This is a genomic window from Nonomuraea sp. NPDC050153, from assembly GCF_044460125.1.
Taxonomy (GTDB): domain Bacteria; phylum Actinomycetota; class Actinomycetes; order Streptosporangiales; family Streptosporangiaceae; genus Nonomuraea.
Genome location: NZ_JBITJQ010000007.1, coordinates 1 through 23,650, shown reverse-complemented (window position 1 = coordinate 23,650; position 23,650 = coordinate 1). Strand labels below are relative to the sequence as shown.

General features: G+C 69.8%; 24 protein-coding genes. 11 read left to right on the top strand and 13 right to left on the bottom strand.

Annotated elements, in window-relative coordinates; genetic code table 11:
- Positions 1–35: 35 nt before the first annotated feature.
- The 3 genes from ACIBQ1_RS19340 to ACIBQ1_RS19330 are packed head-to-tail and all read right to left on the bottom strand — an operon-like array spanning position 36 to position 1,479.
- Positions 36–386 carry a DUF3703 domain-containing protein gene (locus tag ACIBQ1_RS19340; RefSeq protein WP_397279155.1) on the bottom strand — a complete coding sequence of 117 codons (351 nt, stop codon included), beginning with the start codon at positions 384–386 and terminating at the stop codon, positions 36–38.
- On the bottom strand, positions 383–1,099 hold the full coding sequence (locus ACIBQ1_RS19335; RefSeq protein ID WP_397279153.1) for a cation transporter: 717 nt from the start codon (positions 1,097–1,099) through the stop codon (positions 383–385). Before ACIBQ1_RS19335 ends, ACIBQ1_RS19340 begins: the two co-directional genes overlap by 4 nt.
- Positions 1,096–1,479, bottom strand: coding sequence for an ArsR/SmtB family transcription factor (locus ACIBQ1_RS19330; RefSeq protein WP_397279151.1), 384 nt, complete (start codon positions 1,477–1,479; stop codon positions 1,096–1,098). Before ACIBQ1_RS19330 ends, ACIBQ1_RS19335 begins: the two co-directional genes overlap by 4 nt.
- Positions 1,480–1,631: 152 nt before the next feature.
- Here ACIBQ1_RS19330 and ACIBQ1_RS19325 point away from each other — a divergent pair, with 152 nt between their 5' ends.
- On the top strand, positions 1,632–2,300 hold the full coding sequence (locus ACIBQ1_RS19325) for a DUF4142 domain-containing protein (protein WP_397279150.1): 669 nt from the start codon (positions 1,632–1,634) through the stop codon (positions 2,298–2,300).
- A gap of 78 nt (positions 2,301–2,378) precedes the next feature.
- Here the strand turns inward: ACIBQ1_RS19325 and ACIBQ1_RS19320 are convergent, their stop codons facing one another.
- The 3 genes from ACIBQ1_RS19320 to ACIBQ1_RS19310 form a co-directional block, all read right to left on the bottom strand.
- Positions 2,379–3,227 carry a F510_1955 family glycosylhydrolase gene (locus tag ACIBQ1_RS19320; protein WP_397279149.1) on the bottom strand — a complete coding sequence of 283 codons (849 nt, stop codon included), beginning with the start codon at positions 3,225–3,227 and terminating at the stop codon, positions 2,379–2,381.
- A 13-nt stretch (positions 3,228–3,240) separates the two neighbouring features.
- Complete coding sequence (locus tag ACIBQ1_RS19315; protein ID WP_397279148.1) at positions 3,241–4,809, bottom strand: multicopper oxidase family protein; 1,569 nt, start codon at positions 4,807–4,809, stop codon at positions 3,241–3,243.
- A gap of 66 nt (positions 4,810–4,875) precedes the next feature.
- Entirely contained in the window at positions 4,876–5,268 is a 393-nt protein-coding gene (locus ACIBQ1_RS19310) for a hypothetical protein (RefSeq protein WP_397279146.1), read from the bottom strand.
- Positions 5,269–5,907: 639 nt separating this feature from the next.
- On the opposite strand from ACIBQ1_RS19310, the gene ACIBQ1_RS19305 reads away from it, so the two are divergent.
- From ACIBQ1_RS19305 to ACIBQ1_RS19275, 7 genes are all read left to right on the top strand, one after another.
- Positions 5,908–6,939 carry a cation diffusion facilitator family transporter gene (locus ACIBQ1_RS19305; protein ID WP_397279144.1) on the top strand — a complete coding sequence of 344 codons (1,032 nt, stop codon included), beginning with the start codon at positions 5,908–5,910 and terminating at the stop codon, positions 6,937–6,939.
- A 260-nt stretch (positions 6,940–7,199) separates the two neighbouring features.
- A complete protein-coding gene (locus ACIBQ1_RS19300) occupies positions 7,200–7,613 on the top strand; it encodes an ArsR/SmtB family transcription factor (protein WP_397279143.1) in 414 nt (137 codons plus the stop codon).
- On the top strand, positions 7,613–8,512 hold the full coding sequence (locus ACIBQ1_RS19295) for a cation diffusion facilitator family transporter (RefSeq protein ID WP_397279141.1): 900 nt from the start codon (positions 7,613–7,615) through the stop codon (positions 8,510–8,512). The genes ACIBQ1_RS19300 and ACIBQ1_RS19295 overlap by 1 nt, the downstream gene beginning before the upstream one ends.
- Before the next feature lie 314 nt (positions 8,513–8,826).
- Entirely contained in the window at positions 8,827–9,882 is a 1,056-nt protein-coding gene (locus ACIBQ1_RS19290) for a S1C family serine protease (protein ID WP_397279140.1), read from the top strand.
- A 237-nt stretch (positions 9,883–10,119) separates the two neighbouring features.
- Entirely contained in the window at positions 10,120–10,857 is a 738-nt protein-coding gene (locus tag ACIBQ1_RS19285) for a DsbA family protein (protein WP_397279138.1), read from the top strand.
- Entirely contained in the window at positions 10,838–11,449 is a 612-nt protein-coding gene (locus tag ACIBQ1_RS19280; protein WP_397279136.1) for a vitamin K epoxide reductase family protein, read from the top strand. Before ACIBQ1_RS19285 ends, ACIBQ1_RS19280 begins: the two co-directional genes overlap by 20 nt.
- A 328-nt stretch (positions 11,450–11,777) precedes the next feature.
- Positions 11,778–12,368, top strand: coding sequence for a DUF2218 domain-containing protein (locus ACIBQ1_RS19275; RefSeq protein ID WP_397279134.1), 591 nt, complete (start codon positions 11,778–11,780; stop codon positions 12,366–12,368).
- A gap of 29 nt (positions 12,369–12,397) precedes the next feature.
- Here the strand turns inward: ACIBQ1_RS19275 and ACIBQ1_RS19270 are convergent, their stop codons facing one another.
- Both ACIBQ1_RS19270 and ACIBQ1_RS19265 read right to left on the bottom strand, forming a co-directional pair.
- Positions 12,398–12,976 carry a TetR/AcrR family transcriptional regulator gene (locus ACIBQ1_RS19270; RefSeq protein ID WP_397279133.1) on the bottom strand — a complete coding sequence of 193 codons (579 nt, stop codon included), beginning with the start codon at positions 12,974–12,976 and terminating at the stop codon, positions 12,398–12,400.
- Between the two features lie 183 nt (positions 12,977–13,159).
- A complete protein-coding gene (locus tag ACIBQ1_RS19265; protein ID WP_397279131.1) occupies positions 13,160–13,369 on the bottom strand; it encodes a heavy-metal-associated domain-containing protein in 210 nt (69 codons plus the stop codon).
- 148 nt (positions 13,370–13,517) lie between these two features.
- On the opposite strand from ACIBQ1_RS19265, the gene ACIBQ1_RS19260 reads away from it, so the two are divergent.
- Positions 13,518–14,660, top strand: coding sequence for an NAD(P)/FAD-dependent oxidoreductase (locus ACIBQ1_RS19260; RefSeq protein ID WP_397279129.1), 1,143 nt, complete (start codon positions 13,518–13,520; stop codon positions 14,658–14,660).
- Positions 14,661–14,795: 135 nt separating this feature from the next.
- Here the strand turns inward: ACIBQ1_RS19260 and ACIBQ1_RS19255 are convergent, their stop codons facing one another.
- Positions 14,796–15,551, bottom strand: coding sequence for a methyltransferase domain-containing protein (locus ACIBQ1_RS19255; RefSeq protein WP_397279127.1), 756 nt, complete (start codon positions 15,549–15,551; stop codon positions 14,796–14,798).
- 310 nt (positions 15,552–15,861) lie between these two features.
- Here ACIBQ1_RS19255 and ACIBQ1_RS19250 point away from each other — a divergent pair, with 310 nt between their 5' ends.
- Complete coding sequence (locus ACIBQ1_RS19250; RefSeq protein ID WP_397279125.1) at positions 15,862–18,231, top strand: heavy metal translocating P-type ATPase; 2,370 nt, start codon at positions 15,862–15,864, stop codon at positions 18,229–18,231.
- A 165-nt stretch (positions 18,232–18,396) separates the two neighbouring features.
- Here ACIBQ1_RS19250 and ACIBQ1_RS19245 read toward each other — a convergent pair whose 3' ends face one another.
- Genes ACIBQ1_RS19245 through ACIBQ1_RS19230 form a run of 4 tightly spaced genes read right to left on the bottom strand, consistent with a single transcriptional unit; the run spans position 18,397 to position 22,125 of the window.
- Positions 18,397–20,610 carry a heavy metal translocating P-type ATPase gene (locus tag ACIBQ1_RS19245; RefSeq protein WP_397279124.1) on the bottom strand — a complete coding sequence of 738 codons (2,214 nt, stop codon included), beginning with the start codon at positions 20,608–20,610 and terminating at the stop codon, positions 18,397–18,399.
- A gap of 28 nt (positions 20,611–20,638) precedes the next feature.
- Positions 20,639–21,604, bottom strand: a complete 966-nt coding sequence (locus ACIBQ1_RS19240) for a hypothetical protein (RefSeq protein ID WP_397279122.1) — start codon at positions 21,602–21,604, stop codon at positions 20,639–20,641.
- On the bottom strand, positions 21,601–21,813 hold the full coding sequence (locus tag ACIBQ1_RS19235; protein WP_397279753.1) for a heavy-metal-associated domain-containing protein: 213 nt from the start codon (positions 21,811–21,813) through the stop codon (positions 21,601–21,603). Before ACIBQ1_RS19235 ends, ACIBQ1_RS19240 begins: the two co-directional genes overlap by 4 nt.
- 30 nt (positions 21,814–21,843) lie before the next feature.
- Positions 21,844–22,125: a metal-sensitive transcriptional regulator gene (locus ACIBQ1_RS19230; RefSeq protein ID WP_397279121.1), complete on the bottom strand. Its 282-nt coding sequence runs from the start codon at positions 22,123–22,125 to the stop codon at positions 21,844–21,846.
- Positions 22,126–22,776: 651 nt separating this feature from the next.
- Here ACIBQ1_RS19230 and ACIBQ1_RS19225 point away from each other — a divergent pair.
- Complete coding sequence (locus ACIBQ1_RS19225) at positions 22,777–23,412, top strand: polysaccharide deacetylase family protein (RefSeq protein WP_397279120.1); 636 nt, start codon at positions 22,777–22,779, stop codon at positions 23,410–23,412.
- Positions 23,413–23,650: the final 238 nt, after the last annotated feature.

The following is a 23,650-nucleotide window of genomic DNA, read 5'->3' as shown; positions in this document are numbered from 1 at the left end:
ATTCGCCACCGTGCGGCCGCTCCTCCTCCACCCGATCAGGCGGCCCGCAACAGCGCGGCCAGATCCTCGGGGATGGGCATGGGCTGGGTGAGGCCGACGGTGGCGCGGCCGGTGTTGCCCTCGGGGTAGCGGCCCAGGGCGGAGCCGGGTGCGGCCACGATGATCCGTACGACCTGGCCGAGCGCCTCGCGCCGGTCGCGCTGGGCGACGGCCAGGGCGAACATGGCGATGTGGTTGCGAGTGTGCGGCCACGGCCAGGGCTGGGAGATGATGTGCGCCCGCTCCAGGTGCCGCCAGCGGGCATCGTCGCTGCCGGCGGTACGGGCGGCGCGCATCTCAGCGCGGTAGGCGGCCCGCACGCGGACGGGCATCCGACGGCCGATCATCGAGGGTCCTCCTTGGCGGTCGAGCAGCAGCCGTCCGCGCAGCCGCCGGGCTCGGCGGTCGAGGCGGTGGGGACGGTCGAGGCGGTGGGTACGGCGCAGCAGGCGTCTCCGCGCCAGGCCTCGCGGCCCTCCTTGACCGCGACGGCGGCGATGACCAGGGCGGCGATCGGGTCGGCCCAGGACCAGCCGAACAGGCTGTTGAGCGCCAGCCCGACGAGCAGGACCGCCGACAGGTAGGTGCACAGCAGCGTCTGCTTGGAGTCGGCGACCGCGCTGGCGGAGCCGAGTTCGCGGCCCGCGCGGCGCTGGGCCCGCGACAGGAACGGCATGACCACCAGCGACAGCGCGGCCAGGATCAGGCCGGGCGTGGAGTGCTCGGCCCCGCCCACGCCGAGCAGGGCGCGTACGGCGTCGAAGGTGACGTAGGCGGCCAGGGCGAAGAAGGAGATCGCGATGACGCGCAGCGCGGCCTGCTCGCGGCGTTCGTGGTCGGCGGTGGAGAACTGCCAGGCCACCGCGGCGGCCGAGGCGACCTCGACGATCGAGTCGAGACCGAAGCCGATCAGCGCCGCGGAGGAGGCGACTGTGCCGGCGGTGATGGCGACGGCGGCCTCGATCACGTTGTAGGTGATGGTCGCGGCGACCAGCAGCCGGACCCGGCGCTGGAGCACGGCGCGACGGGCCGGTGCCGGGACCAGGTTCAGCGCTGTCACGACATCGCCTCCTCCACCTGGCCGGGGGCGGGGCAGAGGGTGACCGCGTGGCCGGTGGCGGCCAGCAGCTGCTCGGCCGAGGCGAGCAGGTCCATCAGCTCGGGCCGGGTCAGGGAGTAGAAGGACTGGCGGCCTTCGGCCCGATAGTCGATCAGGTGACAGTCCCGCAGGCAGGCCAGGTGCTTGGACACGGTGGACTGGGCCAGCCCCAGCTCGGCGGTCAGGTCCACCACCCGCGCCTCACCACGCGCGAGCCGCTGCACGATGCGCAGCCGCGTCTCATCCGCCAGGGAGTGGAACAACGCCGCCGCCGGGGGGATCCCGGCGGCGATGTCGGCGCTCACACAGCGCCCGCCGCCATCATCACTATTGATTGCCATACGGCGATGATAGCTCGATTTCGGCATAATGAAAGCTTCTACGTGATGTCGAACTTGTTGGGTCAGGCTCGCGTACCTCCGAAGGAACCGCAAGCGTCAAGTGGAGGTACGCCGACGATGACGAACATCACTACCCTCGTGGGAGCCTGAACATGGCCCGAGAAACCGGCATGCCGAAGACCATGAAGAGGCTGCTCCGCGGTGAGCTGTTCATGCTCGCCGGCTTCGTCGTGGCCGCCGCGGCGACGATCGTGCTGGTCATGCCGCCCTCGATCGATCCGGCCGCCATCGCGGCGACGCAGACGTCATCAGGCCCCCTCACGGCGGCCGACCGTGACCTGCTCATCAAGGTGCGGCAGGCGGGCCTGTGGGAGATGCCCGTAGGCGAGTACGCCGCGACCCGCGCCGAGTCCCAGCGCGTCAAGGAGGTCGGCAGGCAGATCATGAACGAACACGCGAGGCTGGACCTGATGACCCGCCAGACCGCGAAGAAGCTGGGCGTCGCGCTGCCCGACGAACCCAATGCCGACCAGCAGAGCTGGATGGCCCAATTGGCGGCGGAGAGAGGCCCCGCCTTCGACAGGGACTACGCGAACCTGCTGCGCGCCGCCCACGGCAAGGTCTTCAGCACCTTGGCCGCGGTACGAGCCGGTACGCGTAACTCCGAGATCAGGAAGTTCGCCGGAGAAGGCATGAACTTCGTCATGCGCCACATGTCTTACCTGGAATCCACCGGCCTGGTCGACCATGAACAACTGCCGGAACCCCCGACGCCCTCACCCGCCACGTCGGCCAGGCCCGCGGCGGGGTCGCCCAGCTGATTTCCCGCCACAGGGCCCGGCCGACCCGCTGACATCAGTCGTCTCCACAGAGGCGATCCGGGACAGCGTCGCCCATCGTCAGGGCTGGTGGACGGTCGTGAAGTCCTTGCCGCCGTTCGTTGACTCGTAGACCGTGCCGTCCATGGCGGCGGCCAGGAGCCGCTCGGCGGATACGGCGGTGAAGGCGACGGCCTGCATGGGCAGGCGCCCGGCCGGCTGCCAGGTCGCTCCCCGGTCGGCGCTGGCCTGCACCTGGCCGTCCGGGGCAACACCGACCAGCCGATCCTTGCCGACCACGTCCAGGAACGACAGCAGCGGGGCTCCCTTCAGCGGTTCGAAGGACTTGCCGGAGTCGGTGCTGACCTGCACGCCGTCGGGCGTCGTGGCGTAGAGGCGGTCGGGCGCGTCGGCGCCGGCGGCGAGGTCGAGCAGGTCAAGCCGGGCGGCCGGCTCAAGGTCGGCCCCCTGCCCGCGCCAGATCTGGCCGGTCTGGCTGTCGTACCCGTAGGCCGTCTTCCCCGCGATCTGAAGGGCGTGGAAGTCGGCCTTGCCCGCCAGCGCCACCTGCTCCCAGGTGAGGCCGGAGTCGGTGGAGCGGATCAGCCCGAGGTGCGGCGGCTCGCCGGCGCTGACGTCATCGGCGGCGGGGTGCCCGCTGGCGTAGAAGGTCTTCGGGCCGGCGACCGTGAACCCCATGTGGTCGGCGTCCCGGTCCCCCACCCTGACCAGCTTCCCGTTCTCCAGGGTGAACAGGCCGAAGTGGCCCGCGACGTAGGTCTTGCCGGTCGCGGGGTCCACCCCCAGGCCGTGAACGTGCCCGACCCCCACGCCGGAGGGCCGGGCGGAAGGAGTGGCGGCCGGTTCGCCGGCGCCGCACGCCGTCAGGCCGATGGCCAGGGCAAGCGCCGGTCCCAGTTTCTTGATCATCGCGCGTGTCCTTTCAGGCCTGGTAGCCGAGCAGGCTCATCATCCCGGCCTCGGCGTGGTAGACGTTGTGGCAGTGGATCATCCACAGGCCGGGGTTGTCGGCGTCGAAGTCGACGTCGAGGGTCGCGCCCGGGAGCACGATCGCGGTGTCCTTCCTGAGGCCGGTCCGCGCCAGGGCGAAGGTGTGGCCGTGCAGGTGCATGGGGTGCCACATCAGGCTCTGGTTGACGAACGACAGCCTGACCCGCTCCCCGGACCTGATCGGCTCGATGACCTTCGGGTCGTATTTCCTGCCGTTGATGGCCCAGTCGTACTTGGCCATGGTTCCGGTGAGGTTCAGGGTGATCGTCCGGTCTGCGGCCCGCTGCGGCAGCCGTACGTCCTGCGCGGGTTTCAGCTGGTCGTAGCCGACGATGCGGCTGTTCAGCTCGTCGGGCCGAGCATCGGCCCGCGGGGTTGCGGCGCTCTTGGCGGTGCGGACCAGCGCACGGGCCAGCCCCCGCTTGCCTTCCGCCAGCGCGACCAGGGGAAAGGCGCCGTCCTTGAGGGTGACCAGCACGTCGTAGCGTTCGCCCATGCCGAGCAGCAGCGCGTCGGTCTCCACCGGCTCCACCGGGAAGCCGTCAGTGTGGGTGACGGTCAGCCGGTGGCCGCCCAGCGCCACCCGGAACGCGGTGTCGCCACCGGCGTTGATCAGCCTGATGCGCACCCGGGCACCCGGCTTGGCGGTGAACGTCTCCGGCGCGGCGGCCACCCGCCCATTGATCAGGAAATGCGGGTAGTAGACGTCGCCGGCGTCTCCGCCGAGCAGGTCGCTCTCGGCGTTCATCATCATGTGCGGCCACTTCGCCGACGCGGTCGGCGTGGGCGTGGGCATTTGCGTGGGCATTTGCGTGGGCATTTGCGTGGACATGGTCATGCCGCCGTGGCCGTCGTGTCCGCCGCCACCGGCCGTCATGCCCGCCATCGCGGTCAGCTCCGCCAGCACGTCGTCAGGGGTGCCGGTCACGCCGTCCATCCAGTCGTCCAGGACGACGACCCATTCCTCGTCGTAGCCGAGCGGCTCGGCCGGGTCCTCGACGATCAGCGGCGCGTAGAGGCCGCGGTCGAGCTGCGTGCCATGGTGCGGATGGAACCAGTAGGTCCCCGGATGCGCGGCGGTGAACTCGTAGAGGTGCTCGCCACCGGACGGAACGGGCTGCTGGGTCACGCCCGGCACGCCGTCGGCGTCGTTGCGCAGCGCCAGGCCGTGCCAGTGCACGGTCGTCTCCTTCGGCAGCCGGTTGACGAGCCTGGCCCGGACCACCTCCCCCTTGGCGACGCGGATCGCCTGGCCAGGCAGGCGATCGCCGTACAGCCAGGTCCGCACGGTCGGCCCGCCGAGGTCGGCCCGCCCCTCATGGGCGAGAAGCCGGAACTCCCGTACGGGGCCAGGGCGCCGGGCGGCTTCGGCGGCCCGGACCTGCGCCCCACCGGGTTGGACGAAAGCGGTGCTCTCGCTAGTCGAGCACGCTGACAACACGGCTCCTCCTACCGCGGCCACGCCGGCACGCAGGAAGAACCGTCGATCGATGGATGTCATGAATCACTCACGGTTCGAAACGGACGGGAATCCTTGGCGCCGGGCTCAGCCCGGCGCGCAGGACTCCTATGTCCGCAGAACCGCCACACGTTGGAGGGAGAGCGCGTACGGCAGGGGCGACCCGCGCACCGCGGGCAGCTTTCCCGGGCGATGCGTGCCCGAACCGCTGACGGCATTCGGCCGGCCGAGGCCGAACAGGGCCAGTACGAACACGGCGACCACCGCGACCAGCGCGGCCAGGCACAACACAGCAGGACCGTGATCGGCGCCGACGGACGATTCGTGACCCGCGCTCATGCCAGGGTGATCGTCACTCCCCATGGAGGCGCAGGCGCCGACCGCGGTGTGGGAGGCCGCGCAGAAATGCGCGGTGGCGTAACTGAGCCCGACGCCCAGCAGGACGGCGGCCATGAGCACGAGCTTCGGCAGCACCGCGGCGAACGCGTTCCTCCGGCTCATGACTCATCCCCCCAGACAGGCACGGCTTCACCTTACCGGCACGGGGTATCGCCCTACGTCCGGCCTCAGGTGGAGAGGCGACCCGCGCCAAGTGGACCGGGCTTGGCCCGGTGCCGCGCCCGGTCAACGGCTACCCGGATCGTGGCCGGGTGACGAGGTGGCGGGCCAGGGTGTGCGCGCCGTGGGGAAGAGTGGCGCCAGAGGGGCGACCGCGGCCACCAGCCCGAGACCGATCGGTTCTCCTGGCGTGAACCCTTCATGTGCGCGCGGCCGTACGGGGTTACGGGAACCCGGTACGGCACAGGCCGGACCCTGACCGCCCAGCCCGCAACTTCTACGCAATGCGGTTGACTCATTACAGTCTGCTTAAACATCTGATCAGATATTCATGAGTTGAGGCAGTGGGTCTTGACCCGGCCCGCCACAACAGAGAGCATCTGTATATATGAACATCCCATCAGGTGTTGAGGCCGATGACGGTCCGGCCGCCGATCATCTCGAGGCGACCCGCCGCGAGACGCGGGGCACCTGCTGGGACTGCCGGCTTGCTACCGGCTGACCGACACCCACGTACGCGACCTGCCGCAAGTGGCCATCACCCACGTCACCCACGTCACCCACCCCCGAGGAGCTCTGCAGATGTCTGAACATCACTCTCACGACCACGGTCATGGGCACGGTCATGGCCACGGGCATGGGCATGGGGTCAGCGCGGATGCCGATCGCCGGTATCTGGGCGGCGCGCTGGCACTGATCGTCGGCTTCATGGCCGTCGAAGTGGTGATCGGGGTGATCGCCCAATCGCTGGCACTGATCTCCGACGCCGGCCACATGCTCACCGACGCGATGGCGATCGTCCTCGCGCTCATCGCCATGCGCATCGCGGCCCGCCCGCCCCGCGGCGGCTACACCTACGGCCTCAAACGCGCCGAGATCATCTCCGCCCAGGTCAACGGCATCACCCTGCTCCTGCTCGCCGTCTACTTCACCTACGAGGGCATCCACCGCCTGATCAACCCACCCCAGGTCGAAGGCCTGTACGTGGTCATCACCGGACTGGCCGGCATCGCCATCAACCTCGTCGCCACCTGGTTGCTGTCCAAGGCCAACCGCTCCAGCCTCAACGTCGAAGGCGCCTTCCAGCACGTCCTCAACGACCTGTACGCCTTCATCGCCACCACCCTGGCCGGCGTGGTCGTCTGGCTCACCGGCTGGGGCCGCGCCGACGCCATCGCCGCACTGATCGTCGCCGCCCTCATGCTCAAAGCCGGATGGGGCCTGGTCCGCGACGCCGGACGAGTGTTCATGGAAGCCGCCCCGGCCGAGGTCAACCCCGCCGAAGTCGGCCGCCAGATCGCCACCCTGAACACCGTCGTCGAAGTTCACGACCTGCACATCTGGGAAGTCACCTCCGGATACGCCGCCCTGTCGGCACACGTCCTGGTCACCCCCGGCGCCGACTGCCATGCCGCCCGCCTGGCCATCGAAGAGCTCCTCCGCGACAGCCACAACATCATCCACACCACCCTGCAGGTCGACCACGCCACACCCGACAGCCACACCCTGGACAACAACGGCACCCCGCAACACTGCGCCGACCCCCACGGCCCCACCCACCACGCCCGCCGCCCTGAAGAGATGGCGGCCAGCGACGGCCACACCGGCCACTGAAGGCCGGGCGAAGTGCCCTGCTGCGAGAACTCTCCAGAGGGAGGTGGCGAAGTCCTTGCGCGCGGCGATTCTCCTGCGAGGACTTCGGCGCCGTCGGGCCGGTAGGCGAGCAAGGGCTCAGGTGTGGCCGGGCTTCGCCTCGGAGGCCGGAAAGTGATCGCAGTGGCGGATCTCGCCCGCGGCCACCGCCGCACTCCACGACATCAGCCAACAAAACGGGCGCTTGACACGACCTCCAGGCAACGCCCTATCTTCATTATATGAATGAGTCTTCAGATGAGCGCGTGTTGATGCTGGACGGGTGCGCGGTCAAGGTGGTGGACGCGGAGCGGGTGGCCGCCGTGTGCGAGCGCATGCCCGCCGCCGAGGACCTGACCGACACGGCCGACGTCTTCGGCCTGCTGTCCGACCCGAACCGGCTGCGGCTGCTGGTCGCCCTCCTGGACGGCGAGCTGTGCGTGTGCGACCTGGCCGCGGTGACCGGCCAGAGCGAATCGGCGGTCTCCCACGCGCTGCGGCTGCTGCGCGCCCACCGCATCGTCGCCGCACGCCGCGCCGGCCGGATGGCCTACTACCGCCTGGAAGACCCGCACGTACGGATGCTCCTCGACCTGGCGCTCGCCCACACCGAGCACACCGACGCCATCCACCCCGAACGAGACGGAAACACCTGATGGGCGCCGGGCACGGACACGGACACGCGGGCAGCCGCCACCGCCGGCGCCTGGCGGTCTCCTTCGCGCTCATCGGCTCCTTCTTCGTCGTCGAACTCGCCTACGGCCTGATCTCCGGCTCGCTGGCGCTCATGTCGGACGCCGGGCACATGGCCGCCGACGTCGTCACCCTCGGTGCCGCGCTGGTCGCCACCAGGATCGCCACCCGTCCGGACACCACGGGAAAGCGCAGCTACGGCTCGTACCGGGCCGAGGTGTTCGCGTCCCTGCTGGCCGTCGTGCTGATGCTGGGCGTCGCCCTGTACGTGGTCGCCGAGGCCGTCGGGCGCATCGGCGAACCCGCCGAGGTCTCCTCCGGCCCCATGCTCGTCGTCGGCGCCATCGGCCTGGCCATCAACGTCGTGGCCCTGTTGCTGCTGCGCTCGGGCGCGAGCGAGAGTCTCAACGTCAAGGGCGCCTACCTGGAGGTCGTCGCCGACACGGCCGGGTCCGTCGGCGTCATCGTCGCGGGCTGGCTGGTCTCCGCCACCGGGCAGACGTTCTGGGACACCGTCGTCGCCCTGGCCATCGGCGTCTTCGTCGCCGTACGCGCGATCTCGCTCGGCCGCCAGGTCTTCTCCGTGCTCGGCCAGCACGTGCCCGAAGGCATGGACGCGACCACGGTCGCGCGGGACCTGGCCGCGATCGAGGGCGTGCGTGACGTGCACGACCTGCACCTGTGGACCCTCACCTCCGGCATGAACGTCGCCACCGCCCACCTCGTCACCGCCGACCAGAACGACAACCACGCCGTGCTGGACCAGGCCCGCGACGTGCTGCTGCGCCGCCACGGCGTGGCCCACGCCACCCTGCAGGTCGAGCCCGCCAACCACGAAGGCTGCGACGAACTCGGCTGGTAACCGGCCGCCCGTGGATGGTTTTCCCGTGGAGCCCTGTCCCCACCTCGATCGATAAGGCCGCCATCAGGCTTGGCCGCTCATCCGGATCATCGGCTTAGCCGCCCCTTACGCGACTCCTGACACCCTTCGAGAGCATCGGCACTTCAGGGAGATGACGGATGAACGCGAGCGAGCCCCCTCAGCGGGGACCCGGCGGGTGGAGTCAGCTCAGCAGCGCACCGCCGGTGACCGAGGGCTTTCCTCGATATGACACGATCGCCATGGAGCCACCGCCGCCGCCACCGCCTCCCGCCAATGGCCGAAGGGCTCTCGCCGTGCTGGCCTTGGCCGCCATGGCCATCGGCGGCGGCGTCGTGGGCGCCGTCGTCGCCAACACGTTCCGGCCCGAGCCGGTGGCCACCGCAAGCGCGCCGAGGCCCGTCTCCCGGTCGGCCACCGGCCAGCTCTCCGTGGCCGAGGTCGCGGCCAAGGTCCAGCCGACCGTCGTGATGATCCAGGGCCAGAGCGGCGAGGGCTCCGGCGTGGTGCTGTCGCCGGACGGGCTCATCCTCACCAACAACCACGTGGTCGAGGGGGCCGGCCAGGGCGGCGGCCAGATGACCGTCAAGTTCAACGACGGCAAGACCGCCAAGGCCGGCGTCGTCGGGACCGACCCGGCCACCGACCTGGCCGTCATCCGGGCGGAAGGCGTCTCCGGGCTGGCCGAGGCCACCCTCGGCGACAGCGACGCGCTCAAGGTCGGCGACTCCGTACTGGCCATCGGAAGCCCGCTCGGGCTGGACGGATCGGTTACGGCGGGCATCGTCAGCGCGCTCGACCGTACCCTCACCACCGGGCCTGACCAGCGGCAGCAGATCCCGCCAGGCTTGGGCCAGGAGCAGCAGCAGCAGAGCGCCGGGACCACGATCGGCGGCGCCATCCAGACCGACGCCGCCATCAATCCCGGCAACTCCGGCGGCGCGCTGGTGAACGCCGCCGGCGAGCTGATCGGCATCAACACCGCCATCGCCTCGAACGCCGCGGGCGGCGGCGTCGGCTTCGCCATCCCGGTCAACACCGCCAAGCAGGTCTCCGAGCAGCTCATCAGCAACGGCAAGGTCACCCATGCCTTCCTCGGCGTCAGCGTCACCGACGCGACAGGCGACGTTCCCGGCGCGCTGATCGGGCAGATCACCGCGGGGAGCCCGGCGGACAAGGCGGGCCTGAAGCAGGGGGACCTGATCACCAAGATCGGCGACACGGCGGTTGACGCGGGAGACACGGTGGTGGGGCAGGTCAGAGGCTTCAAGCCGGGCCAACAGGTCACGATCACGTACATGAGGGACGGCAAGCTCAACGAGGTCACCGTCACCCTCCAAGAGAAGAAGTAACAGGACACCTCAGGGCTCGGCGGCACACCACCGCCCATCGGGACAGGCGCCGCCCCCGTCGCGGCGAGCCGACGCCTGCCGCGCACGCCACCATTCGACGCCGAATCGACAGCCGCTCCGGCATGGGGACAAACCATCGCGGTCGCGTGACTTATGCCGAGAGTATCCCCGCATCTTCTACACTGCGTAGAAATTCGGCCGCCCCGGCCGATCAGATGTGGTTGGGAGGAGTCGCGGGTGTCGCGAGAGCAAGAGCGGACCGAGAGCCGGCGCGCCAAGGTGGAGGCGGCCCGGGAGGAGGGTAGACGGCAGGACGCCCGCCGCCGCAATCTCAAGGTATCGCTGACGGTGATCGGGGTGTTCGTCCTGGTCGCGGCCGCGTTCGTGTTGATCAACCGGCTGGACGCCGCCGGCGAGCGGGCGGGTCAACTGGCGGCGGGCGAGACGCAGTTCGTCCGCAAGGACAGCCACAGGCTGCAGACCGCTCCCGATGGCAAGGTCACCCTCGTCGAGTTCCTCGATTTCGAGTGCGAGGCGTGCAAGGCGTACTTCCCGACCGTTGAGGAGATCCGGAAGCAGTACGCCGGGAAGGTCACCTTCGTGGCGCGGTACTTCCCGATCGCCAGCCACTTCAACGCCGAACGGGCCGCCCGCGCGGTCGAGGCGGCCGCTCAGCAGGGCAAGTTCGAGCCGATGTACCAGCAGATGTACCAGACCCAGAGCCAGTGGGCCGAGAAGAAGGTGGCGGCCGATCCGTTCTTCCGTCAGCTCGCCCAGGGCCTGGGACTGGACATGGCAGCGTGGGACAAGGCCTACGACGACCCCGCCACCCTGGCCCGGGTGAAGAAGGACGCAGCCGACGGGCAGGCTCTGGGAGTCCAGGGCACCCCCACGTTCTTCCTGAACGAGCAGAAGATCGAACCGCGCTCATCCGACGAGTTCAAGGCGGCCATCGATGCTGCGCTCGCCAAGTAAGCTCGACGAGCCGCAGGCGGCCACCGATCCGTTCCCCCGGCTCCTGCCCCGGCTCCTGCTGGTCGGCGGCTTGATCGGGCTCGTGGCGTCGTTCGTGCTGACGGTCGAGAAGATCGCGCTGTTGAAGAACCCGGCCTACGTGCCCAGCTGCAGCATCAACCCGGTCCTGTCCTGCGGCTCGATCATGCGCACGCCGCAGGCGGAGCTGTTCGGCTTTCCCAACCCGCTGCTGGGCATAGCCGGGTTCGCCATTGTCACCACTGTTGGGGCGGCGCTGCTGGCGGGTGCGCGTCCACGCCGCTGGTTCTGGCTCGGGTTGCAGGCGGGCGTGACCGCCGGGGCGGTTCTCATCCACTGGTTGATCTTCCAGAGCCTCTACGTCATCGGCGCGCTCTGCCCGTACTGCATGGTTGTCTGGGCGGTGACCATGCCGATCTTCTGGTACGTCAGCCTGCACAACCTCAGTGGCACGTCGAGCGGGCCGAAGCGCAGGCTGACGGAGTACCACACGGTGACGCTCACGGTCTGGTACCTGGTCGTCCTCACGTTGATCGGGATCCGGTTCTGGTCGTACTGGAGCAGTCTGCTGTAGTCATCCCGGGCGACGGCACAAGGTCGCGGCAGCGGCCGAGCCGCGGTGGCCGGAGAGATCCGGCCACCGCGGACGGGTGGCGGGCGAGGAGCTCCAGGGCGACGGTGTGACCCCCGCCCAGCCTTGCACTCCTCACGCGATTCGCATTTTGCGAGACATAGTGTATATATCAAATACAGTTTGATTGCCTGGGGCATCGGGCCGGCGTCGTCCGGGGCCGGGTGCTCGACGTCGGCTGCGGCACAACGGTCATCCGCGAAGGCGTCCTGGCCCGGCTCGCCGCAGTCACCAGAACCTGACCCCGCGCGAAACCCCCGAAAGGAATGCGATGCCAACCGCCGAAGCCCACGTCACGACCGACCGCGCCGGCCGCTACCTCGTCCAGCTCTGCCGGCACGCCACCCAGATGGGCCACGGGTTGCCCGCCCATCCCGGTCGCCGTCCCCACCCGGGCGGCGAAAGACCCAAGGACATCAAGGCCGAGTATTCGGAGACCGAGGGGACCATCACCGTCGACGGGGCGACCTGCTTCCTGCGGGCCACCCCCACTGCGCTGACCGTGCGCGTCGAGGCCGGGGACCAGGACGGGTTGCAGCGTGTCCAGACGCTCGTCACCAGGAACATCACCAGAATGGGCAGGCGCGACAACCTGACCGTGGACTGGAGCGGACCCGGCGCGACCGTCGGCGCGGCCATCGTGAACCCCGCGCCGCGTCGGCGACGGCACGCCGTGCTCGGCCTCACGCTGGCCGCGGTCCTGGCCGTGGCCGTACACGTTGGCCTGGCCGCGGGCCTACTGGCGATCCCGCGATGGGCGGGCCTGGGCGCGGACGTCGTCCTGGTGGCCGTCCTGGTGAAGGCCGCCCTCGTGGCGACCCACCTCTGGCGCCGCCGCCGCTCGGCCGCCAAGGCCGGCTGAGACCGGAAGGCCAGGCCGCCGCGACCGGCTCAGCGAGCCCGCAAGCCGTCCACGGTGACGGCGACGAGCCGCCGGACGGCGGCCTTCGAGGGGAGGGCGGTGGCCGCCTGCAGCGCGTGCAGGCAGAACGCGGCGAGCTCCGCCGCCGCCACATCGTCACGTACGGCACCGGCCCGCACGGCTTCGGCCAGCGCGTCGCGCAGCAAGGCGTGCAGCTGGTGCTGGGCGTGACCGACGTCCCGCGACCGGTGCAGGAGCGCGACCAGGTCTGGGCCGAACCCGTGGCCGGCCATCTGCTGATGCATGAGCGCGTACGTCTCCAGGATGGCCTCGAGCCGCTTCCCGGCGTCGCCCTCACGCTCCCCCGCTCGGGAGAGGTGCTCCAGATGCCCCGCGACCTGGCGGCTGTGCCAGGCCACCAGGATCGTCTCGACGTCGGGGAAGTACTTGTAGAGCGTCGCCCGGCCGATGCCGGCCTTCTCGGCGATCTGCGACATCGTCACCGCCAGCAGCCCCCGCTCGGCCACCAGCTCGACGGCGGCGTCCAGGATCGCGTCATGCACGGTACGGCGATGCGCCTCGATCGTCTCGTTCCACAGTTTCGGCACCCGGCCAGTGTACGAGGCGACATAAGGCATACATATTGTCGGAATCCGCACACTCTGTCTTAGGCCATGTGGCGCCGGGGACGCGATGCCGGTCGCTCCCCGACCCAACGTTCATCACCCAGGCGACGACACATGCCGCCACGCCGCCCACGTAACCCGCATGCCCGGCAGCGCCTCGGCGATTCAGACGGCGACCACTTCGTAACCGACCTCTTCCACAACGTTCATGATCTCGGCGTCGTCGAGCGGGCCGTCCGAGGTGACGGTGACCTGCCCGGTCGCCAGCTCGACGGACACCGAGGAGACGCCGGCGACCTTGCCGATCTCCGTCTTCACCTTGCCGGCGCACCCGTTGCAGGTCATCCCCGACACCTTGTACGTGCTCGTGCTCATCGCCACATCTCCTTCTTCATACCCCCATTGGGTATTCGCAGGAGACGGTACGCTGCGATCACCTTCAACGCAAGACATACGGGTCAGGGGTATATGAGACTCAAGTCACATTGCCACACCAATACCCCCTATAGGTATGGTCGACGGCATGAGCAGACTCAACAGGATCGTCGTTGTCGGTGCTTCGCTGGCGGGGTTGCGGGCCGTGCAGGCGCTGCGCCGGGAGGGCTTCGACGGCGAGGTGACGCTGGTCGGGGCCGAGACGCACGTGCCGTACAACCGCCCGCCGCTCTCGAAGAGCGTGCTGCACGGCGACGACGACGTCACGCTCCCCGGCGCGGAGGAGCTCGGCGACCAGTGGCTGCGGGGCCGGCAGGCCGTACGCCTCGACGCACGGGACCGGACGGTCACCCTCGACGACGGCACCGGGATCGGCTATGACGGCCTCGTCATAGCCAGCGGTGCGCGCCCGCGGCGGCTCGACGGCGTGCACGCCCTGCGCACCCTTGAGGACGCGCTGGCACTGCGCGCGGAGCTCGAATCGGGACACGAGCACGTGCTGGTCATCGGCGGCGGCTTCATCGGGGGCGAGGTGGCCTCCACGGCACGGCAGCTCGGCAGGAAGGTCACCCTGGTCGACTCGGCGCCGTACCCCATGTACTCCGGGCTGGGCGAGGAGGCGTCCCGCTGGCTGGCCGGGCACCACGAGCGCAACGGCGTCGAGCTCATCACGAACGTCCGGGTCACCGCCGTGGACGGCGGCCAGGTACGGCTCGGCGACGGCCGGACCATCGCCGCGGACCTGGTCGTCGGCGGCATGGGCGTGCTGCCGAACACCGAATGGCTGGACGGCAGCGGTCTGGCCGTGGACGACGGCGTGCTGTGCGAGCCGACGCTGTTCGCGGCGAAGTCGGCCGACATCGTGGCCGCGGGAGATGTCGCGCGCTGGCCGCACGGCCTCTTCGGCGGGGAGATGGTCCGCGTCGAGCACTGGTCCAACGCCAACGAGCAGGGCGCGGTCGCCGCCCGTAACCTGCTGGCCGGACCGGAGGACGCTCAGCCATTCGTGGACGTGCCGAACTTCGCCACCCATGTGCACGGCGCCCGCGTCCAGACGGCCGGGCTGCCGCACCTCGCGGACGCGGCGAGCATCGCCACCGGCTCCCCGGAAGAAGATCGCTTCGCCGTGGCCTTCAGCCGGCACGGTGTGCTGGTGGGCGCCGTCGTGGTCAACTCCCCCAAGGACCTGATCAAGCTCAAGCGGGCGATCACGGCACGCGAAAGCGTCTGACCACGATCGCCGGCACGATGCGCGGCACCGGGTCCTGGCTCCCGGTGAGCGTGAGGAAGGTCGAGATGGCCGCCAGCGGGTCGAGATGCCACGCCGCTGCCGGTTCATGCCCGCGTGAACCGGCAGCGGCGTGCGCTATTCCTCCGGTCGCGACGCGGAGGCCACGAAGATGGGCAGCGCCAGGAACATGCGCCCCGCCTGGGCCCGCTCCGTCTGCTCGGTCGCCCAGGCCGTTTCCTGTTCGGCGGTGATGGCGCCGGCGACGCGGGCACCCTCCGCGATGCCGGTCAGCATGGGCAGCATGGCGGCGTCGGTGAAAACGCCGGCATGCGCCTCCGCCCGGACGTCCTGGAAGCCCATGTCGAGCAGCAGGTTGCGGTAGCGGCGAGCCGCACGTGGATTCGCGATCATATCGGCGCGCGCGTGCACGATGGTCCGCGTGAGCGCGGGGTCGTCGGAGTCGATGACGAAGGTGTCCCAATCCTGCCCGATGAGCACGATGCGCCCGCCGGGAGCGAGCACCCGCCTGGCCTCCCCCAGCGCCTTGGCCGCGTCGGCGAGCTCGTGGTAGACCTTGTCGGCCCGGTATCCGGCGACCTCCCCGTCCTCGAGCGGCAGGTCGAAGGCGTCGCCGATCCTGAAGTCGAGCTGCGGCCGGCGATGGCGGGCCACCGCGATCATCTTCTCGCTGACGTCCACGCCGATCGCTCGCATCCCGCGCTCGCCGAGCTCGTCGACCGCCCGCCCGGCGCCGCAGCCCACGTCCACCACTGCCGCGCCGTCGGCAAGGGTGAGCAGGTCGTACGACCGAGCGCGCAACGCGACGGCCCCGGGCAAGGCGTCGGCGACGTCGAGCATCCGGATGAGCGATTCCATGTTGTTTTTGGACATGCAAGCCAGCATGCGACTTAATGTCGACATGAAGTCAAATGCGACCATGAGCATCGGGGCGATCGCGCAACGCCGCCGAGGTTCAGGCCTCGCTCGAACTCATCGACTGCGCGCTGGACTGCGATCACGAGGACTTCACCAGCTGCCCCCATTTCCAGTCCATGGTCGCGGAGCGGATCTCTCTGTGCCCCGCGCCACACGTACGCGTGTGAATCGGACCCTTCAAGGTCGGCATGCCCGATTACTACTATGACCAGTGGTAGATCTACGCTTCCTGCGAGCACGCCACCGGCGGGTGTGGAGGACGACCATGACGACCGGGGATAGCAGTACAGCGGTTCTCGACGTGAGCGGGCTGCAGTGGGCCTCGGAGCAGAACGTCGTGCGCACCGTCCTGAGCCGCCGCCCTGGCGTGATCGAGGTCGAGGTGAACCCGGTCGGGCAGACCGCCACGGTGGTCTTCGACCCCGCGGTGACGTCGCTGGCCGAGCTGCGTCGCTGGGTACAGGAGTGCGGCTATCACTGCGCGGGCCAATCCGTGCCGTCGCACGTCTGCGACCCCATGGCGGAGCCCGACCCACCAGGCGGCGAGCACACCCATACCATTTCGGCCGTTCTGCACGCAGAACCCGGGGGCCACGAGGCCGGTCCGTCGCCTCACGAGACGATGGGCCACGGAGGCCACGGGGGCCATGGCGCCGGGCCGATGGAGGCCATGGTGGCCGACATGCGCAACCGGTTCCTGGTGGCGGCCGTGATGTCGGTCCCGATCCTGATCTGGTCGCCGATCGGGCGCGAGGTGCTGGGGCTGGACGTGCCGGTGCCGTTCGGGCTGCGCGAGGATGTGTGGGCGCTGCTGCTCAGCCTGCCGGTGATCTTCTACTCGTCGTGGATCTTCTTCGACGGGGCCGTACGGGCTCTGCGGGCCCGCACGCTGGACATGATGGTGCTGGTCGCGGTGGCGATCGGGGCGGGCTGGCTGTACTCGCTGTACATCACGCTGACCGGCGGCGGCGAGGTGTTCTACGAGGCGGCGACCGTGCTGGCGGCGTTCGTCCTGCTGGGGCACTGGTTCGAGATGCGGGCCAGGGGCGGGGCCAACGACGCGATCCGCGCGCTGCTCGACCTGGCCCCGCCCAGGGCCGTGGTGATCCGCGACGGCGAGGAGGTGGAGATCCCCACCGCCGAGGTCGTGGCCGGGGACATCCTGCTGGTCCGTCCCGGATCGAAGATCGCCGTGGACGGCGCGGTCCTGGAGGGCGAGAGCGAGGTCGACGAGTCGATGGTCACCGGCGAGAGCCTGCCGGTGCACAAGTCCCCCGGCTCCGCGGTCGTCGGCGCCACCATCAACAAGAACGGCACGCTGCGGGTACGGGCCACCAAGGTCGGCGCCGACACCGCGCTGGCCCAGATCGTCAAGCTCGTCCAGCAGGCCCAGAACTCCAAGGCCCCCGGGCAGCGCCTGGCCGACCGGGCGGCGTTCTGGCTGGTCTTCGTCGCGCTCATCGGCGGCGGGCTGACGCTGGCGCTCTGGCTGCTGGCGGGCGCGGCGGCGGGCACGGCGATGCTGTTCGCCATCACGGTGGTCGTGATCACCTGTCCCGACGCGCTGGGCCTGGCCACTCCCACCGCGATCATGGTGGGCACCGGCCTGGGCGCCAAGCGTGGCGTGCTGTTCAAGAACGCGATGGCGCTGGAGACCTCCGCCCGCGTCCAGACCGTGGTGATGGACAAGACCGGCACCCTGACCAAGGGCGAACCCGAGGTCACCGACGTGATCGCCGAGGGGCTGGAGCGGGCCGAGCTGCTGCGGCTGGCCGCCGCCGTCGAGCGCGAGTCCGAGCACCCGCTGGCCGAGGCCGTGGTCCGGTACGCCGGCCCGGACGTCCCGCGGGCCGTCGCGTTCGAGAACGTCCCTGGCCACGGCGCCACGGCCCAGGTGGACGGGCACCGGGTCGCGGTGGGCAACACGAAACTCATGCGGGCGGAAGGCGTCGACCTGGGCCCGCTGGCGGCCCGGCGCGAGGAGCTCGCCGCGGGCGGGCGTACCGCGGTCGTCGTCGCGGTGGACGGGCGCGCGGCCGGGGTGATCGGCCTGGCCGACGCGCCCCGCGACAGCTCCGCGGCCGCGGTCGCGGAGCTGCGCGCGGCCGGTGTCGAGGTGGTCATGCTGACCGGTGACAACGAGGCCACCGCCCGGCGGATCGCCGACCGGCTCGGCATCGACACGGTGATCGCCGAGGTGCTGCCGGGCGACAAAGCCGCCACGATCGCCGAGCTGCAGCGCGGCGGGCGCCGGGTCGCGATGGTCGGCGACGGCGTCAACGACGCCCCCGCGCTCGCCCGGGCCGACCTCGGCATCGCGATCGGCGCCGGGACCGACGTCGCCATCGAGACCGCCGACGTGGTGCTCATGCGCTCCGACCCGCTCGACGTGCCGACCGCGCTGGCCATCGGCCGCGGCACGCTGCGCAAGATGCGGCAGAACCTGGGCTGGGCGATCGGCTACAACACGATCGCGCTGCCGATCGCGGCCGGCGTCTTCGAACCCGCCCTCGGCCTGGTGCTGCGACCGGAGATCGCCGCGCTGTCGATGTCCGGATCGAGCCTCATCGTCGCGGTCAACGCCCTCGCCCTCAAACGGCTCCGCCTCCCCCGCCCTGCCGCCGCCGGAGACTGAGCGCCGGCTTACGCCGGTGACAAGAGCATGTTCCCGGCGGTGTCGAGCCGCTGCGTCAGTGCCACCATCGCGAGGCGGCCCGGTCGTTCAGCCAGGCGCGCGCAAACCGTACAAACGCCCTGTGGCCGAAGGCGTTGATCGCCTTCGGCCACAGGGAGCGGATTCTTACTTGAAGCGGCGCAGCCGCAGGCTGTTGCTGACCACGAACACGCTGGAGAACGCCATCGCGGCTCCGGCGATCATCGGGTTGAGCAGCCCGAGTGCGGCCAGCGGCAGGGCGGCCACGTTGTAGGCGAAGGCCCAGAACAGGTTGCCCTTGATGGTCGACAGCGTGCGGCGCGACAGCCGGAGCGCGTCGGCCGCGACCCTGAGGTCACCGCGGACCAGGGTGAGGTCGGAGGCCTCGATGGCCGCGTCGGTGCCGGTGCCCATCGCCAGGCCCAGGTCGGCCTGGGCCAGTGCGGCGGCGTCGTTGACCCCGTCGCCGACCATGGCCACGACCTTGCCCTCGGCCTGCAGCTTCTTGACCGCTTCGACCTTGTCGGCGGGCAGCACCTCGGCGATCACCTCGTCGATGCCCACCTCGGCCGCCACGGTCCTGGCGACGGCTTCGTTGTCGCCGGTCAGCAGGACCGGGGTCAGGCCGAGCGCCCGCAGCTCGGTGATCGCCCGCTTGCTGGTGGGCTTGACCACGTCGGAGACCACCAGCACCGCACGCGCCTGGCCGTCCCAGCCGACCGCCACCGCGGTGCGGCCCGCCGCCTGCTCCTCGGCCAGCGTGCGTTCGAGGTCGACGGGCAGGTGCTGGGACCACTCCGCCAGCAGCCGTGGCCGGCCGACCAGCACCGCGTGGCCGTCCACGATGCCCTGTACGCCGAGCCCTTCGACGTTGGCGAAGTCCTCCACGGTGGCGTCGGACCGGGCCTCACGGGCGATGGCCTGGGCGATGGGGTGCTCGGAGGCGTGCTCCAGCGCGCCCGCCAGCCTGAGCACCTGCTCGCGGCTCTCCCCTTCGGCCAGGTGCACGGCGACCAGGGTCATCCTGCCTTCAGTGACGGTGCCGGTCTTGTCCAGCACGATCGTGTCGACCTTGCGGGTGGACTCCAGCACCTCCGGGCCCTTGATCAGGATGCCCAGCTGGGCGCCGCGGCCGGTGCCGACCAGCAGGGCGGTCGGGGTGGCCAGGCCCAGTGCGCACGGGCAGGCGATGATCAGCACCGCCACCGCGGCGGTGAACGCGGCGCCCATGCCGTTTCCGGTGCCGAGCCAGAACCCGAGCGTACCGACGGCCAGCGCGATCACGATCGGCACGAACACCCCGGAGATGCGGTCGGCCAGTCGCTGCACCGCCGCCTTGCCGGTCTGCGCCTCTTCCACCAGTTTCGCCATCTGGGCGAGCTGGGTGTCGGCGCCGACCCGCGTGGCCTTGACGATGAGGCGGCCGCCCGCGTTCACCGTGGCCCCGGTCACCGCGTCGCCCGGTCGCACCTCGACCGGTACGGACTCGCCGGTCAGCATCGAGGCGTCCACCGCGGAGGAGCCCTCGGTGATCACGCCGTCCGTGGCGATCTTCTCTCCCGGCCGGACCACGAAGGTGTCACCGACCTGCAGCCGCTCGACCGGGACGCGGCGGCCGTCGGACAGCTCCACCTCCTTGGCGCCCAGCTCCAGCAGCGTCCGCAGCGCCGCTCCCGCCCGTCGCTTCGCGCGGGACTCGAAATAGCGCCCGGCCAGGATGAACGCGGTCACCGCCGCCGCGGTCTCCAGGTAGATGTTGCCCGAGCCGTCGGTGCGCTCGATGGAGAACTCGAACGGGTGCGTCATCCCGGGCGTGCCCGCGGTGCCGAAGAACAGCGCCCACAACGACCACCCGAGCGCGGCCAGCGTACCGACCGAGATCAGCGTGTCCATCGTGGCGGCGCCGTGCCGCAGGTTCGTCCAGGCCGCCTTGTGGAACGGCCACCCCGCGTACACCACCACCGGCGCCGCCAGCGCCAGCGACAACCACTGCCAGTTCGTGAACTGCAGCGCCGGAACCATCGCCATCGCGACCACCGGCACGCTCAGCACGACGGCGGTGGTCAACCGCTGGCGCAGCGGCCGCAGCTCGTCAGCCGGCTCCTGCTCGGCCTCGGTCCCCGGCTCGGGGGGCGGGGCGGGCAGCGCGGCGGTGTAGCCGGCCTTCTCCACCTCGGCGATCAACTGCTGCGGATCGACGCCTTCGGGGAAGGTGACCTTCGCCTTCTCCGTCGCGTAGTTGACGGTCGCGCTCACGCCTTCGAGCTTGTTCAGCTTGCGTTCGATCCGGTTGGCGCAGGACGCGCAGGTCATGCCGCCGATCGACAGCTCGACAGCCCTGCCTTCAGTCAGGGACGACATCACGTCTCCTTTCTTTCGTGTCCTGCGATCAGTGCGGGTGTTCGCCGTGAGACGGGCCGGCGCTCGGCTCCGACGTGGGCTTGGGCTGTCCGAGCCCGGCCTGTGCGGTGAAGTCCGCGGTGCGGACCTTGCCGTCGTGCTGGAAGTCCAGGAACAGACGATAGTCGCCGCCGCTGGGCACTTCGGCGTAGAAGGTGATCTCGGGTCCGGCCGCCGTCTTGCCGTCGCCCGGCTCGCCGTCCGGGTGCACGTGCAGGTAGGCGAGGTCACTGGCCCGCAAGGCGACCAGATGCCCGTACGCCCCCAGGTACGGCTGCAGATCCGTGACCGGCTTGCCGTCCTTGCTGACGCTCAGCGTCAGCTTGCTGGCCTGGCCGGGCACGAGATCACCCGTCAGGGAGACCGTGTAGCCGTCCACCTCTGCCGTACGAGCCACCTGGGACAGGGGCTTCGGCTTGTAGTCACCCGCGACCAGCAGATCCGCGCCGAGGGTCAGGCCGCTCCCGCCGGTGGGGGCGAAGTCGGCGAAGGCCCGGTAGGCGCCGGGGTCGTCCAGCGTCAGCTTCACCGACCACACGCCGTCGGCGGCCATGTCCGGATGTACGTGCTGGAATGTCGCCAGATCCCGCGAGACCACGATGAAGTGGAGCTTCTTGTCGTGCTGGACCTGGTAGTCGGTTACCGGCTTGCCGTCGGACCCGGTCACGGTGAAGCGGAAGTCCGTGGACTCGCCGGCCTTGATCGTGGTTAACGGGTTGAGGGTGTAGCCGTTCTGGGACACTTGGAGCCCCCCAGGGGTATTGTCCTGCGCTGTCGCGGTGGTCTCCTCATGGCCGCCATGACTTTCGGCGGCGGGGGTCGCATGGGTCGCGCCATGCTCCGGTTTGGCCGGGGCCGGGCCGACCTCTCCCACCGCGTTCCCGACGCCCAGAGCGCCGCCGAAGACGACGGCCAGCCCCAGCGCGTAGGCACCCAGTTTCGTTGCCGCGTTCATGCCGGATTCGCCACCTCGTAGCCCGCTTCCTCCACGGCCGAAACGATCTTCGCCGTGTCCACGGGGCTGTCGCTCTCGACGGTCAGCAAGCCGCTGGCCAGATCCACCTCGACCGAGGTGATCCCGGCAACCTCACCGACCTCTTCCTTCACCGAGCTCACACAGTGGCCACAGGTCATGCCCTTGACGGTGTAGGTAGCAGTAGCCATATCGATCAACCTTCCAATGTGTTGGTGTTGTCAGGAGCGGACGAGCCGCGCGATGGCGTCGGAAGCCTCTTTGACCTTGGCCTGCGCCTCGGGCCCGCCCTTGGCGGCCGCCTCGGCGACACAGTGGGCCAGGTGATCCTCGAGCAGGGAGATGGCGACCGACTGCAGGGCACTGGTGGCCGCCGACACCTGCGTCAGGATGTCGATGCAGTACTTCTCGTCCTCGACCATCCGCTGCAGCCCCCGCACCTGACCCTCGATCCGGCGCAGCCGACGCAGCTGGTCCTGCTTGTTGCCGCTGTATCCGACCATGTCTCCTCCTTCCGACTTCTCCAAAGTACTATACCCCCCTACCGTATTTCAACTCGCGAATATTCCCAGTTGACGGACGGGTGGGGCCGTCGCGGGGATCGTCGTCTCGCGCGGCGCGCGCCAGGCCAAGGTCGCGGCCGAGGTCAGCCAGGTGACGCCGGTCGATCCGGCGCGCACCACGCAAAGGTTTCACCAAGCCGGCCACCGGCGGCGCGCAGGCCGTGATCTCAGATGGCGCAACGCCCAGGCGAGCGCTCACAGCAGCCACGCCGAGCACGACCGACTGCCTGATCTATGGAGTCACCTGCAACGCACGCCCTTCCAATGGGGCATTTGCACCTCATATACCCCCCGGAGGTTTTGTTGTACCACCGGCCCGCCGCTGCGCTGCTCCCCCTCGCGCTCCTCCCGGCATACGGATCCAGCACCGGCACGACAGGCCCCCCACCGAGGCCGAAGAACCGGCGGCCCTCGACCTGGGCACGGTCGACCAAGTGCGAAAACACCAGCCATGGTCACATGGTTCCCCGGCTTGTGATTCCATGATCACCCATGAACGCAGCAGCAACGGTCCCGCGGAGAAGATGGCTCAAGCTTCTCGCGGCCCTTCTCGCCATCCTCCTCCTCGGAGCGATAGGCCTGTATCAGCTGATGAACTCGCGGACCTTCCAACTGGCGGGAGAGCTGATCGACCGCGTCGAGACCGACGAGAAGGTCGTGGCCCTCACCTTCGATGACGGCCCTGACGAGCACTCCCCCGAGATCATGGACGTTCTCGCCCAGCAGCGCGTCCGCGCGACGTTCTTCGTCATCGGATCCCAGGTCGAAGCCCGGCCGCAGGCCGCGCAGGCGCTGGTCGCCGCAGGCCATCAGCTGGCCAACCACACCTACACCCATCGGCGGATGGTCTTCGTTTCACCCGCCACCGTGGCGAGCGAGGTTGAGCGCACCGACGCGGCCATCAGGAAGGCGGGACAGCGCGGCGAGATCCCCTTCCGCCCGCCGACGGGCAAGAAACTGCTGGCGCTGCCGCTTTATCTGGCCGACAACCAGAGGCGTACGGTCATGTGGGACGTGGAGCCGGACTCCGGCAAGGCTCCAACCGCCGCCGAGATCGTCTCGGCTGTGCGCGAGGAGACCAGGCCAGGATCGATCATCTTGCTCCACCCGTGGTACGCCGGCGGCCAGAACACCCGTGAGGCCATCAAAGGCCTGATCACCGGCCTGCGCGACCAGGGATACCGATTCGTCACGGTCTCAGAGCTGCTCGCCATGCGACGCCGCTGACGCCTGACGGTCCGGCCAGCGCCCATGCCGATCCCGACCTGGGCGACCTCGGCCAGAGGCACCACCTCCGGCCGGCAGATCGACGCCCTCAGGCATCATGAAACATCGCCACAGAAGCCCAGAAACGCGACCAAAGATCGCTTAGTGGTGCCGCCTGGAAGTCTCTCCGGGGTTGACGGACCGAGACTGATCATGCCTCAGCGTCAGGAGTCGATGCTGGTGACGTAGAGATCGCAGA

Coding starts and splice junctions, on each gene's coding strand:
- ACIBQ1_RS19340 (WP_397279155.1), bottom strand. CDS start 386: ATGATCGGCCGTCGGATGCCCGTCCGCGTGCGGGCCGCCTACCGCGCT.
- ACIBQ1_RS19330 (WP_397279151.1), bottom strand. CDS start 1,479: ATGGCAATCAATAGTGATGATGGCGGCGGGCGCTGTGTGAGCGCCGAC.
- ACIBQ1_RS19325 (WP_397279150.1), top strand. CDS start 1,632: ATGGCCCGAGAAACCGGCATGCCGAAGACCATGAAGAGGCTGCTCCGC.
- ACIBQ1_RS19320 (WP_397279149.1), bottom strand. CDS start 3,227: ATGATCAAGAAACTGGGACCGGCGCTTGCCCTGGCCATCGGCCTGACG.
- ACIBQ1_RS19315 (WP_397279148.1), bottom strand. CDS start 4,809: ATGACATCCATCGATCGACGGTTCTTCCTGCGTGCCGGCGTGGCCGCG.
- ACIBQ1_RS19310 (WP_397279146.1), bottom strand. CDS start 5,268: ATGAGCCGGAGGAACGCGTTCGCCGCGGTGCTGCCGAAGCTCGTGCTC.
- ACIBQ1_RS19305 (WP_397279144.1), top strand. CDS start 5,908: ATGTCTGAACATCACTCTCACGACCACGGTCATGGGCACGGTCATGGC.
- ACIBQ1_RS19300 (WP_397279143.1), top strand. CDS start 7,200: ATGAATGAGTCTTCAGATGAGCGCGTGTTGATGCTGGACGGGTGCGCG.
- ACIBQ1_RS19295 (WP_397279141.1), top strand. CDS start 7,613: ATGGGCGCCGGGCACGGACACGGACACGCGGGCAGCCGCCACCGCCGG.
- ACIBQ1_RS19280 (WP_397279136.1), top strand. CDS start 10,838: ATGCTGCGCTCGCCAAGTAAGCTCGACGAGCCGCAGGCGGCCACCGAT.
- ACIBQ1_RS19275 (WP_397279134.1), top strand. CDS start 11,778: ATGCCAACCGCCGAAGCCCACGTCACGACCGACCGCGCCGGCCGCTAC.
- ACIBQ1_RS19265 (WP_397279131.1), bottom strand. CDS start 13,369: ATGAGCACGAGCACGTACAAGGTGTCGGGGATGACCTGCAACGGGTGC.
- ACIBQ1_RS19260 (WP_397279129.1), top strand. CDS start 13,518: ATGAGCAGACTCAACAGGATCGTCGTTGTCGGTGCTTCGCTGGCGGGG.
- ACIBQ1_RS19255 (WP_397279127.1), bottom strand. CDS start 15,551: ATGTCCAAAAACAACATGGAATCGCTCATCCGGATGCTCGACGTCGCC.
- ACIBQ1_RS19250 (WP_397279125.1), top strand. CDS start 15,862: ATGACGACCGGGGATAGCAGTACAGCGGTTCTCGACGTGAGCGGGCTG.
- ACIBQ1_RS19245 (WP_397279124.1), bottom strand. CDS start 20,610: ATGTCGTCCCTGACTGAAGGCAGGGCTGTCGAGCTGTCGATCGGCGGC.
- ACIBQ1_RS19240 (WP_397279122.1), bottom strand. CDS start 21,604: ATGAACGCGGCAACGAAACTGGGTGCCTACGCGCTGGGGCTGGCCGTC.
- ACIBQ1_RS19235 (WP_397279753.1), bottom strand. CDS start 21,813: ATGGCTACTGCTACCTACACCGTCAAGGGCATGACCTGTGGCCACTGT.
- ACIBQ1_RS19230 (WP_397279121.1), bottom strand. CDS start 22,125: ATGGTCGGATACAGCGGCAACAAGCAGGACCAGCTGCGTCGGCTGCGC.
- ACIBQ1_RS19225 (WP_397279120.1), top strand. CDS start 22,777: ATGAACTCGCGGACCTTCCAACTGGCGGGAGAGCTGATCGACCGCGTC.